We start from the raw sequence: 11,384 nt of genomic DNA, 5'->3' as shown, positions 1-11,384 counted from the left end.
CAACGCATTGATACCGTCCGTTTAAAACTGCTGAAGATTGCTGCAAAAGTAGTTCATTCAGCAAGATATATCACATTCAAGCTGTGTAGCAGCTGCCCTTATAAAAATGAATTCTATGAGACACTTTCAAATATTGGTAAGCTGAATGTACAGCTGGAATAGTAACTATTAACGAACCTTGACAGCTTAATAACCGCTCAGAACTCTGCCACAGGGATTTTATACCCTTTTTGGAGATTGGTTGAGCGATGTTTAGGCTACATGGGTCAATTTTGGGATTCATGGTACAGTTACCAGTTCAGATACTGCTCCGTGAATAATTCAGGATAAATATAAAAAGATGGGATGAAGGATAGTGATTGATTTAATTCGTAAAAGATGTGTAGCAATAGACAGTGTAATCAAAGACTTAAATATGGAATACCATGCAATTAAAAGTAAAGTATTAAGAGAAGAATATAAAAAGTGGAAAAAAGAACTTACAAGAGAAGAAGTTAAGGAAATACGAAAATATAGGATAATGATAAGAGGAACTCTTTGCGGGGATCCTCTTTTTTCTTTCAGGAATTGGAAAACTGTAGTATAATGAAAGAAATTCGGTTTATTATCAGCGGTAGCATTAAGTATGTCTGCTTGCGGGCAGGCGGCAAAGCAGGAACCGATTGTTTCTGCATCAACAGAGTTACATCAGGTTGATCTTGTTTCGGCCGGTACATTGGTATTTGATTTGGCTTCTGTTTCGGCTTATTCTGGGCAACCGTATGCCATAGTAAATGATAACAAGCCGTATTTCACAGACGCTGATCTGACGGCAGTTTCTTTTGAAACATATAGTGACCTGGATTCACTGGGTAGATGTGGTGTAGCCTATGCATCAGTTGGAAAAGATCTGATGCCGACAGAAGAGCGCGGCTCTATTGGGCAGGTAAAGCCATCTGGTTGGCATACGATCAAATATGACAATGTGGATGGCAAATATTTATATAATCGCTGCCATTTGATCGGTTATCAGCTTACTGCAGAAAATGCAAACGAGAAGAACTTAATCACTGGGACCAGATATCTGAATGTTCAGGGAATGCTGCCGTTTGAGAATATGGCAGCGGACTATGTAAAAGAAACTGGAAATCATGTGCTGTATCGGGTGACTCCGGTTTTTGAAGGCAGTAATCTCGTAGCATCCGGCGTACTAATGGAAGCGGAATCCGTAGAAGACAAAGGCGAAGGTATTTTGTGCTGCGTTTACGTTTATAATGTTCAGCCGGGAATTAACATCAATTATGCAACGGGTGACAGCTCGGCTTCTGGAACAAACCAGACGGCAGTAACAGAGCAGGCCACACAGGCTGTTAAGCAGGCAGCTTCTCAGCAGACCAGCACGGAATCCTATATCCTCAATACCAATACAAAGAAATTTCATCGGTCGTCCTGTTCATCGGTCAAACAGATGAAGGAGAGCAATAAAAAATCCTCATCAGAGAGTAGGGATGCGCTGATTGCTGCAGGTTATGATCCGTGTAAAAAATGCAATCCGTAAAAATGTGTCAGATATTAAAAAAATATGGAAGAGGAAGGTTGTAGTTCTATATTGCAATAATTCTTCTTTGCGCATATTGGATATGCTGTTGAGGGCGACTGTTGCACGCAGAAGATAAGTTGCGCCGGTCTGCGATAATGTGCTGTTTGTATAAGGAAAAGGACAAGGAGTTATGATGAATTTTAGTGGGATATTGATTGGTGTGCTTACCTTTTTTCTGATTGGATTGTTCCATCCTATTGTTATATATGCGGAGTATTACTTTGGAAGCCGCTGTTGGCCGGTATTTTTGCTGGTGGGCATTTTGTGTATGATTCTATCCGTAAGAATGCAGGAAATACTTTGGTCGGTTTCTCTGGGTGTTTTGGGCGTCAGTTGCTTTTGGAGCATTAAGGAATTGAAAGAACAGGAAAAAAGAGTGGCAAAAGGATGGTTCCCGAAGCGGAAGGTGGATAAGCACTAAAGAAGAAAGCGGGGAGATGAGAAGATGGCGGTATGGAGATTACAGGTGAATACTGGAGGAGCGAACGTTGCGGATTGCTTGCAAAACCATGTTGCAGCACTTTGGGCTGGCAAGGTACTTGCTTACTTAATGGGAAATTACTATGACTCGAAAGCCACCTACGAAAAACTCTTTGATTGGACCGATGAACACAAGTTTAAAACCGGCAAATACTCTCATAAAGAGGCTGTGATCGACGAATTGGCCACAGCCTCTCCCAGTGAATATCTGACGAAAATATCGATACAAGTGTTTTAACCCTGCCGCTTCATCGCGTTTCCTCCGCACTGCCTTTACATTTCTCATAAGCAAATAGCGCCGCTCCCAGCGCACCGCAGAGCTGCGCCTCATCACAGATATAAAGTTTAGCACCAAGCTTCTCTTCCAATGCCTGGATGATACCCCGGTTCTTCGCCACACCGCCGGTCATCATATATTCGCCTGGATGATCCTTTCCAAGGCGGGCTGCCAACGCGCCGACTTTTGAGGCAACTGACACATTTAAACCGTGGATAATATCTGCCACATCCTTATTCTGTGCCACCAGCGACACGACCTCCGACTCTGCAAACACCGTACACATGCTGGAAATCACGATATTATGCTTCCATTCCAGCCCTTTCACACTCATTTCCTCCAGGGAAAGTCCCAGCGTTTTCGCCATCATTTCCAGAAAACGTCCCGTTCCGGCGGCACATTTGTCATTCATCAGGAAATTTTTCACGGCTCCCTGCCCGTCGATGCTGATCGCCTTGATATCCTGCCCGCCAATGTCGATGATAGTGCGGACATTCGGATTCAGATAATTTGCGCCCTTGGCATGGCAGGTAATCTCCGTGATGCTGTCATCCCCGCTGTCAATGTAGGATCGTCCATATCCGGTCGTATCGATCCGCACGATCTCCTCTTTCTTAATTCCCGCTTTCTCAATCGCCAGATCCAGACTCTTCTCGGCGCTCATCATCGCACCGCCGCCGGTCGGAATAATCATCGTCGATTTAATTTTTCCATCCTGATCCAGTATGACCACATCAGTACTTGTCGAACCGCTGTCGATTCCCGCTACATAAAAAATGCCCGACTCCATCTTCTTTCTTGCCTCCTCACTGATACCTTTTCCCGGATCCATATCCTCTGATCCCTCGATCGTCTCCTCAAATGCCTGAATGCGCGTCAAAAGCTGCCCCGCGCTCTGGCTCGTAAAATCAGTCTCAATCTTAAGGAGCGGAACCTTGATATCCCGCTTGATACTCGCATACTCAAATCCATAATAATCACAGAACTTGATCGTGTGATAAATAATTCCCTTTAAATTCGGATCCAGATACAGACGGTTTCTGCGGATCGAACGGTTCATGCGGAAACACGGCATCTGTCCCAGCAGGACGTCCGCGTAAGAAAGAAACAGCTCCTCTTCCTCCATATTCCACATTTCATCCTGTACGACCGACAGTTTCCGACCACCCGTACAGGTCAGATTTTCCACATCCATCTGGATATTGTCCCGGATCATATCCTCCAGAATGCCGCTGACCCGCACGCCCAGCACACCAATGTACGGCTCCGTGTTCATTTCCGGCGTAATAAAGGACTTGATAAAAGCGCGTTTATCAAACACTTTCCCGGAATATGCCTCATATGCCTTTTTAAGCCTCCGGATCGTGCCCGCAAATTTCACTTTTTCACATTCATTATCATCATGCGGCAGATCCAGCATATATAAAAACTTACATTTTCCCGTGCTCTCCACGATATCGTAAACGCGCCGCATCGAATCGCAGCAGTTTACCAGCACCAGCTGTTCAACCTTTCCTTCCAGCACTGCCTGAATGACCGATTTTCCAAAGCCGCACAGATTTGCATGTGCAATTTGATCCGACTGTTCGAAATTTTCCGGCATTTCCTCCAAAACAGAACATTCTTCTCCAAACCCCCGGAACAGCTCGATCGGGGTGTACTTACAGACGTAATAAATCATGCGTGTTTCTCCTCCTTGCCCTTTTCCAGCATTTCCACAAACGCCTGAAGCCGCGTCGATACCTGACCGTCGCTGGTATTGGCGGGGTTGCAGCCGTCACCGTCGAGAATCATCGTCGGAAGTCCTGTCTTTTCTAAGGACTGCTTAATCAGGCTGGATGCACCGATCGTTCCCTTACAGCCCCAGTGGGCAAATAAAACAGCACCATCCGATTCCGTGATTCTGGCAAGCCGTTCCGCTTCCTCAATTCTCTGTTTCACACTGCCATTGTAAATGCAGTAGACCATTTTCTCTGCCATCGCCTCATACGGGTCTTCCGCATGCATCTCCTGAAAACCATCTGCGATGAAATCACAAGCGCGGATGTGCATTTTCTTACTATAATTAAAAATATCCTTAACCGGCTCCTGTAAAAATGGCATGATGTGCATCCAGATTACCGAAAGACCATCTCCCCTCGGTGACATCCGCACATCGCGCAGAAGTTTTTCCGTATAGGTAACCGCCGTCTCTGAGCCAGCCATCAGATGGCACATAAAAAGCGCATACAATTCATTCGTCAGAGAGGTCACCGGGTCATGCGCACACCGCAGGGCAAGCTGTTTTTTATAATTCGCTGCCGCTTTCCGGCTGTTATCTACCGCACTCCGCACTGTTTCCTCCGAAATCCGTCTGTCCGTCGTCTCCTCCAGAAACCGTTTCAATTTCCGCAGCTGATCCGCCACATACAGAACCGATTCCCGGTTTTTCTCATACGGAACATCAATATAAAAGCCTGGACATTCAAATTTATCCTTTAAATACGGAAACGTCATCATATTTCCATCACACGCAAGGTTCGTATAAATCATGCAGTTCGGTTTTGGCAGAATCCCCGTCAGCGCCGCCCCCAGAAACACCCTGTGGTACGAACACATCGTCTCCGGAAATCCTTCTTCCTCCGTTTTCCGAAGAAACGTCTGCTCACACTTCGTTCCCGCCATAAAACAGGACATCGCCTCCACTGAGTACGGCGTCAGCCCTGCCGCCATCACCAGCTCTCCCGGCACAAATATGCTGACCATCGCCGCATTCTCCGGTTCCGACAGCGACTGAATGATATTTTTCATAACCACCCGCGCCACATACTGTCCCGACGACGGCAGCTCCCGATCCGGCAAAAACTGAAGCTTCTTTTCCTGCAGGCGGTATCCTGCAAGAAGCAGCCGACGCGCTTTTTCCGGATCCTTAAGCGCCTGGCTGCTCACTCTATTTCCAAATTTTTCAATTACATCCATTGTTCTTTCTTCCATTCTTTTAAGTTCATTTTTCTGTCATATCGCCCTGATGCAGATGGATATGGTTCCGCGCCTTTGCAGGCAAACGGACATTCTTTATTATAGTCAGTGGGATGGGAATTGTAAATGAAAAGTCTAATCCCCCAGCTATGCTGGGGAGAATGGAATAAGTGGAGACGGTGAGGACAACAAAATAAAGCCTCCTGTGATATGATGAGAATGGTGTCGCAAGCCAAACTCAAAATCAAAGGAGGCGGTCCAAATGGACAATAGAAGTTTATCACATACCCGATGGAAATGCCAGTATCACATAGTATTTATACCGAAATACAGAAAAAGATTTGTGGCACAGATCCTGGTCGATATCAAAAAGGAACAGAATGAATTAAAGGATATTCTTGGCAGTGAGTATCAGGATTATAATCTGGTCATGGCTACGACCTTTGGTCTTCCGATCGAAGACAGCTATCTGCGTGATCAGATGCAGAAGGTTATTGATGAACAGGGACTGCCGGATGTGGTTTTTCATAGTCTCCGACATACAAGTGTCACATATAAGCTGAAGCTCAGTGGAGGAGACATTAAAGCGGTTCAGGGCGATTCCGGACATGCACAGGCGGACATGGTAACAGAGGCATATGGCCATATCATTGACTAGGACAGGCAAAAGAATGCACAGAGGATGGAGGATGCGTTTTATAACAGGGAAAATCTTAATCCGCAGATGAAGGGTGCAGATGCTGGTCAGACAGCAAACACGGTGGCTGTTCCGGAAGGTGTGGATGCGGACCTTTTGATGAAGGTTCTGGGAAATCCGGAGATGGCGGCGTTGCTGACGAGTCTGGCGAAGAGCTTGAAAGCTGAATAAAAATATAATAATGGAAATAGAACAGAGTCTACTGGAATTAGGAGAAATCCAGATGTGGGTGGACTTTTTTTGATGGAAAATAATGTACATAAGATATATTTAAAGTTATAATTAAGGTAAATACCTTTTGTATGTAGTGTTAGGTCAATTTTATATTAAAAATGCTGGAATATACCCAGAAAATAATGTAGTCCTTGAAAGTATGATTATATGTGAATTTGAAACAAAACAATAGAAGGGGAACGAATCAATTATCAAAATAAATAGTATTTTGAATATAGAGCTGACGTAGAAAGAAGAGGTGGAATACATATGAAGCAAGATACCTTAGAAGGAAAAGCAAAAACAAAAAATGGAATAAAACGATTGTGCTTTTCCATAATCTGCATTCTTCTGGAAGTGATTTTTATTATTACTATCGTAACACGCTTGAATGAATATGCAGAAATCATAAATTTATTTACCAGAATTTTAAGTGGAATCTTAGTTTTGAGATTGTATGCGTCAGATAAGACATCTTCTATGAAAATGCCTTGGGTCATTTTAATTCTGATTTTCCCAATTATGGGTGTAGGCCTGTATTTATTGATTGGCTTGAATGGTGGCACGCATAAAATGCGTGAGCGATATGCAGAAATTGATAGCAAATTGTTACCAATGCTTCCAGACAATCAAGAGTGTTTAAGCAGAATAAAAGAAAAGATTCCGAAAGCAGGAAATATTGCAAGTTACATACAAAGAAATTCGCGGTATCCAATCTATCAGAATACGGATATCAAGTATTTTGATGAAGCAGTGAAGGGATTAGAGGCACAGCTTGAAGAACTTGCGAAAGCACAAAAGTTTATCTTCATGGAATATCATGCGATAGAAGATGCTGAAGCTTGGCATAAGATTCAAGATGTTCTGGAAGAGAGAGTAAAAGCCGGTGTGGAAGTCAGGGTATTCTATGATGATATGGGGTCTATAGGTTTTATTAACACAGATTTTGTAAAAAAGATGGAGAGTATAGGAATTCATTGTCGTGTATTCAATCCATTTGTGCCAGGCTTAAATCTATTTTTGAACAATCGTGATCACAGAAAAATAACAGTAATTGATGGAAAAGTTGGATTTACAGGTGGATATAATCTTGCAAATGAATACTTTAATTATACGCATCCGTATGGGCAGTGGAAAGATACCGGTATTCGTTTAGAAGGAGATGCTGTTCAGTCGCTTACAGTGACATTTTTAGAAATGTGGAATGCTGTTAGTGAAAAAGCTACGAATGATACTGATTTTAGTAAATACATTATTCATTACGATTATAAAGCACAGCAAACAGGTTTTGTTCAGCCTTATGCAGACAGTCCTATGGATAATGAGCAGGTCGGAGAAGAAGTTTATATCAGTATGATAAATAAGGCCGAAAATTACTGTTGGTTTATGACACCATATCTAATTATAACAGACGAAATGACACATGCGTTATGTCTGGCTGCTAAGCGAGGGGTAGACGTAAGAATTATCACACCAGGAATTCCTGATAAAAAATTCATTTATAATATAACTCGCTCTTTTTATCATGGATTGGTTAAACATGGAGTGCGAGTTTATGAATGGACACCAGGATTTTGCCATGCGAAAATGAGTATAGTGGATAACTGTATGGCAACCTGTGGAACAATCAATTTGGATTATAGAAGCTTATATCATCATTTTGAAAACGGCTGTTTCATGGCAGATTGTCAGGCAGTTGTGGAAATTAAAAATGATCTGATAAGAACGATGGGAGAATGTCGTGATGTAACAGATCAATATTGTACTGGGCGCAGTGCATATTTGCGACTGGGACAATTATTTATGAGATTATTTGCTGGATTGTTATAAGAATTTAGTGAAACGACCTTTCAAAAAATAGTTGATTTTGAGAGGTCGTTTTTGTTATGTCTGATTGCCGGTACAGGAAATTTACATGGATAAAATTAATTCTGTTGAGGCAAAATTGAGGTTGGCTTTGTATTGTATAGACATAAGATGAAAAAAAGTCAGGTGATGTGCGATGGGAAAACGTAAGATATGTAAAATTGTTTTTGTTATACTGTCAATTTTTTTATGTGTGGCTTTTTATGAATTATTTGGAATCTGTATTGCATATAAAAAACAGCCGGAAGTGTCTAATACCATTAAAAAAGAAACACAAAATGATTCGTGGAACGAACGCAGCGAGAATATGGAACGAGCAGTGATCATAGAAAAAAATCCAGAAGCACTTTTACAAAGAGTGCGTTTGATCCGAAATGCAAAAGAAGACATTATTCTTTCTACTTTTGCATTTCAATCAGATGAAAGTGGAAAATTGATCTTAGGAGCACTGCATGATGCGGCAGACAGAGGTGTGCATGTTCGTCTGTTAGTAGATGGAATGGAGAGCTGGGTTGATATGGAAGGCAATCCGTATTTCTATGGATTATCTTCCCATGAGAATGTTGAAATTAAACTGTATAATAAGGCCAATCCGTTGAAACCATGGAAGATGATGGGGAGAATGCATGATAAATATTTGATTGCAGATGGTAAGACATATATTCTTGGTGGAAGAAATACATACAATTATTTCCTGGGTGATTTTCTGGGACATAAGAACTATGATAGAGATATGTTAGTGGTTTGCGATGAACCTGAGAAAGAAAATTCAGTTAACCAGTTGTTAGAGTATTTTGAAACAATATGGGAACAAGAAGACAGTGGTTATTTTCATGACAATAAAAAACTGGCAAATAGAAAATCTGTAAAGAACGCAGTTTTAGAGCTGCAGAACGGCTATCAGAAATATTTTGAAGAGAATAAGGAAAGAATCTGCGATACCGATTACACGGACGAAACTTTTGAGACAGAAAAGATTGCATTAGTGTCAAATCCTATCCACACAGGTCCCAAGGAACCAGTAGTCTGGTATCAACTGGGAGAACTAATGAAAAATGCAAAAGAGCGCGTGAAAATTCATACACCATATATTATCTGCAATGATATGATGTATAATACATGGAAAGAGATTGCGGAGAGAGTTCCGGATTTTTCTATCATGACCAATTCGGTTGCCAACAATGGAAATCCGTTTGGTTCTGCTGATTATGCGAGAAACAGAAACAGAATTTTAAATACAGGAATTGATATCTGGGAGTATGAAGGCGGCTATTCTTACCACGGAAAAAGCATCCTGATTGATGATGATCTATCCGTAATCGGTTCCTTTAACATGGATATGAGAAGCACGTATCTGGATACGGAACTGATGCTTGTAATACGTAGCAAAGAGATTAATAAACAGTTGGAAGAAGGCATGATGGAATATGAAAGAGTGTCCCGACAGGTATTGGAAGATGGAACCTATCGTGATCCGTATCATGTAGAGCCAATTGAATTGACAAAGAAGCGTCAGAGAAACGTACTTTTGGTACAGCATCTGCTTGGATGGGCAAGGTATCTGTTTTAATAAGGAGGAAGGAAAACGTGTTTCAAATATTGATTGTAGAAGATGATAAAGAATTAAGCCAGCTATTCCAAAAAGTGCTTGAGAAGAATGGATATCAGGTCAAAAGTGCATCGGATGGAGCACTGGCATTAGAAATATTGGATAAAGAGTATATTGATCTGATCATTTCCGATATTATGATGCCGGTTATGGATGGTTATGAACTGGTGTCGGAACTCCGTTCAGCAGGATATCAGATGCCGGTACTTATGATCACTGCGAAAGGTTCCTTTGATGATATGCGCCAGGGATTTCTTTCGGGAAGTGACGATTATATGGTAAAACCGGTAAATGTGAATGAGATGGTTTTAAGAGTCGGAGCACTGCTTCGCCGTGCACAGATACTGAATGAACACAAAATTGTGATCGGTTCAACAGAGTTTGATTATGATGCAATGACGGTTACAACTGATAAGGAAAGTCTTGTTTTGCCTAAAAAAGAATTCCTGCTTTTATATAAGCTTGCAGCTTCGCCAGGCAGAACATTTACAAAACAACAGTTGATGGATGAAGTATGGGGATACGAGACGGAGGCAGACCCACATACGATAGAGGTACATATAGGAAGAATCAGGGAGCGTTTGAAAGATAACCCCGATTTTGAAATCGTAACAATGCGTGGAATTGGATACAAGGTGGTGAAAAAATAATGGAACAAAAGAAAGAAAAAGGATTGCGGATCCGATCCTGTCTGACTGGTGCAATCTGGCTGGCACTTGTATTTTCAACAGTCATATCTGCGTTATTATTTGCTTTTTTGAATCATTTTTTTAATCTGCCTGGTAGCATACCTGTGCTTGGCTGGCTTTTGATTTTTAATACATTGATTGCAGGGCTGATTACTTCCTTTATCAATGCAAGGTTGCTGGAACCAATTACCAGACTCAGTAAAGCAATGAAGGAAGTTTCGCAGGGAGATTTTGAACAGCACTTGGAAACGAACAGCCGTATCGCAGAAGTTGGAGAATCTTACCAGAGTTTTAATGTGATGACAAAAGAGCTTCGAGCAACAGAAGTACTGCAGATGGATTTTGTCTCCAATGTTTCTCATGAGTTTAAGACCCCGATCAATGCCATTGAAGGGTATACAATGCTTCTTCAGGGAGAAGAACTGTCTCAGGAGCAAGAGGAATATGTAGAAAAAATCCTGTTTAATACCCAGAGGCTTTCCGGATTGGTTGGAAATATTTTGCTGTTATCCAAGTTAGAGAATCAGAACATACCAATGAAAAAAACAGAATATCGTTTGGATGAACAGATCCGTCAGGCATTTCTCTCCCTGGAGACAAAATGGACAGAAAAAGAAATTGGTTTCCAGGTAGAGCTGGAGGAAGTTAAATATACTGGGAATGAAGGACTTTTTATGCATATATGGATAAATCTTTTAGATAATGCGATTAAGTTCAGTCCTGCAAAGGGGACAATTATGATGTTTCTGAAGCAGGAAAAGGATTCTGTAATGTTTATTCTGGAAGATGAAGGACCGGGAATAGAGGATGATGTGAAAACCAGAATATTTGATAAATTTTATCAGGCAGACGGTTCTCACAAAGCAGAAGGAAATGGTCTCGGCCTTGCACTTGTGAAACGGATCGTAGATAGTGCTGGCGGGACAATCAAGGCAGAAAACCGGGAATATGGTGGATGCAGATTTGTTGTAGAGCTTCCAATACAGAAAGATGAGGCCATATAAGTTTAAGAAAAA

13 protein-coding genes are annotated in these 11,384 nt (G+C 41.8%); 11 read left to right on the top strand and 2 right to left on the bottom strand.

Going from position 1 to position 11,384, the window contains the following annotated elements:
• The 5 genes from DWY93_RS17460 to DWY93_RS06840 all read left to right on the top strand — a co-directional run.
• Positions 1 to 162: transposase (locus DWY93_RS17460; RefSeq protein WP_242990554.1), on the top strand; the 162-nt coding region annotated here is incomplete at its 5' end.
• A 193-nt stretch (positions 163 to 355) separates the two neighbouring features.
• A complete protein-coding gene (locus tag DWY93_RS16945; RefSeq protein ID WP_133304029.1) occupies positions 356 to 586 on the top strand; it encodes a hypothetical protein in 231 nt (76 codons plus the stop codon).
• A 39-nt stretch (positions 587 to 625) separates the two neighbouring features.
• Positions 626 to 1,537 carry a DNA/RNA non-specific endonuclease gene (locus DWY93_RS06850; protein WP_117472059.1) on the top strand — a complete coding sequence of 304 codons (912 nt, stop codon included), beginning with the start codon at positions 626 to 628 and terminating at the stop codon, positions 1,535 to 1,537.
• A 172-nt stretch (positions 1,538 to 1,709) separates the two neighbouring features.
• Complete coding sequence (locus DWY93_RS06845; RefSeq protein ID WP_015552777.1) at positions 1,710 to 2,000, top strand: DUF4491 family protein; 291 nt, start codon at positions 1,710 to 1,712, stop codon at positions 1,998 to 2,000.
• A gap of 24 nt (positions 2,001 to 2,024) precedes the next feature.
• Positions 2,025 to 2,297: a hypothetical protein gene (locus tag DWY93_RS06840; protein ID WP_015552776.1), complete on the top strand. Its 273-nt coding sequence runs from the start codon at positions 2,025 to 2,027 to the stop codon at positions 2,295 to 2,297.
• Between the two features lie 10 nt (positions 2,298 to 2,307).
• Here the strand turns inward: DWY93_RS06840 and DWY93_RS06835 are convergent, their stop codons facing one another.
• Both DWY93_RS06835 and DWY93_RS06830 read right to left on the bottom strand, forming a co-directional pair.
• Positions 2,308 to 4,017 carry an acyl-CoA dehydratase activase gene (locus DWY93_RS06835; RefSeq protein ID WP_015552775.1) on the bottom strand — a complete coding sequence of 570 codons (1,710 nt, stop codon included), beginning with the start codon at positions 4,015 to 4,017 and terminating at the stop codon, positions 2,308 to 2,310.
• Positions 4,014 to 5,309, bottom strand: coding sequence for a 2-hydroxyacyl-CoA dehydratase family protein (locus DWY93_RS06830; RefSeq protein ID WP_242990549.1), 1,296 nt, complete (start codon positions 5,307 to 5,309; stop codon positions 4,014 to 4,016). The genes DWY93_RS06835 and DWY93_RS06830 overlap by 4 nt, the downstream gene beginning before the upstream one ends.
• A gap of 247 nt (positions 5,310 to 5,556) precedes the next feature.
• Between DWY93_RS06830 and DWY93_RS06825 the strand changes: the two genes are divergently transcribed.
• From DWY93_RS06825 to DWY93_RS06805, 6 genes are all read left to right on the top strand, one after another.
• Complete coding sequence (locus DWY93_RS06825; protein WP_242990548.1) at positions 5,557 to 5,952, top strand: tyrosine-type recombinase/integrase; 396 nt, start codon at positions 5,557 to 5,559, stop codon at positions 5,950 to 5,952.
• 24 nt (positions 5,953 to 5,976) lie between these two features.
• Entirely contained in the window at positions 5,977 to 6,162 is a 186-nt protein-coding gene (locus tag DWY93_RS17455; protein ID WP_015552772.1) for a hypothetical protein, read from the top strand.
• Positions 6,163 to 6,474: 312 nt separating this feature from the next.
• Positions 6,475 to 8,034: a cardiolipin synthase gene (cls, locus tag DWY93_RS06820; RefSeq protein ID WP_117471132.1), complete on the top strand. Its 1,560-nt coding sequence runs from the start codon at positions 6,475 to 6,477 to the stop codon at positions 8,032 to 8,034.
• A gap of 172 nt (positions 8,035 to 8,206) precedes the next feature.
• The gene (locus tag DWY93_RS06815) at positions 8,207 to 9,640 is read left to right on the top strand and encodes a phospholipase D family protein (RefSeq protein WP_117471133.1); all 1,434 of its coding nucleotides are present in this window, start codon (positions 8,207 to 8,209) and stop codon (positions 9,638 to 9,640) included.
• On the top strand, positions 9,619 to 10,329 hold the full coding sequence (locus tag DWY93_RS06810; protein ID WP_117471134.1) for a response regulator transcription factor: 711 nt from the start codon (positions 9,619 to 9,621) through the stop codon (positions 10,327 to 10,329). The genes DWY93_RS06815 and DWY93_RS06810 overlap by 22 nt, the downstream gene beginning before the upstream one ends.
• Positions 10,329 to 11,372: a HAMP domain-containing sensor histidine kinase gene (locus tag DWY93_RS06805; protein WP_117472055.1), complete on the top strand. Its 1,044-nt coding sequence runs from the start codon at positions 10,329 to 10,331 to the stop codon at positions 11,370 to 11,372. Before DWY93_RS06810 ends, DWY93_RS06805 begins: the two co-directional genes overlap by 1 nt.
• The last annotated feature ends 12 nt before the right edge of the window (positions 11,373 to 11,384 follow it).

Source organism: Clostridium sp. AF28-12 (assembly GCF_003435225.1).
GTDB lineage: Bacteria > Bacillota > Clostridia > Lachnospirales > Lachnospiraceae > Pilosibacter > Pilosibacter fragilis.
The sequence above is the reverse complement of the archived record's forward strand: the minus strand, read 5'-3'. Positions and strand labels throughout refer to the sequence as shown.

Bases quoted from the DNA above. Each gene is read 5' to 3' on its own strand.
- DWY93_RS06850 (WP_117472059.1), top strand. From the start codon at position 626: ATGTCTGCTTGCGGGCAGGCGGCAAAGCAGGAACCGATTGTTTCTGCA.
- DWY93_RS06845 (WP_015552777.1), top strand. From the start codon at position 1,710: ATGATGAATTTTAGTGGGATATTGATTGGTGTGCTTACCTTTTTTCTG.
- DWY93_RS06840 (WP_015552776.1), top strand. From the start codon at position 2,025: ATGGCGGTATGGAGATTACAGGTGAATACTGGAGGAGCGAACGTTGCG.
- DWY93_RS06835 (WP_015552775.1), bottom strand. From the start codon at position 4,017: ATGATTTATTACGTCTGTAAGTACACCCCGATCGAGCTGTTCCGGGGG.
- DWY93_RS06830 (WP_242990549.1), bottom strand. From the start codon at position 5,309: ATGGAAGAAAGAACAATGGATGTAATTGAAAAATTTGGAAATAGAGTG.
- DWY93_RS06825 (WP_242990548.1), top strand. From the start codon at position 5,557: ATGGACAATAGAAGTTTATCACATACCCGATGGAAATGCCAGTATCAC.
- DWY93_RS17455 (WP_015552772.1), top strand. From the start codon at position 5,977: ATGGAGGATGCGTTTTATAACAGGGAAAATCTTAATCCGCAGATGAAG.
- cls (WP_117471132.1), top strand. From the start codon at position 6,475: ATGAAGCAAGATACCTTAGAAGGAAAAGCAAAAACAAAAAATGGAATA.
- DWY93_RS06815 (WP_117471133.1), top strand. From the start codon at position 8,207: ATGGGAAAACGTAAGATATGTAAAATTGTTTTTGTTATACTGTCAATT.
- DWY93_RS06810 (WP_117471134.1), top strand. From the start codon at position 9,619: ATGGGCAAGGTATCTGTTTTAATAAGGAGGAAGGAAAACGTGTTTCAA.
- DWY93_RS06805 (WP_117472055.1), top strand. From the start codon at position 10,329: ATGGAACAAAAGAAAGAAAAAGGATTGCGGATCCGATCCTGTCTGACT.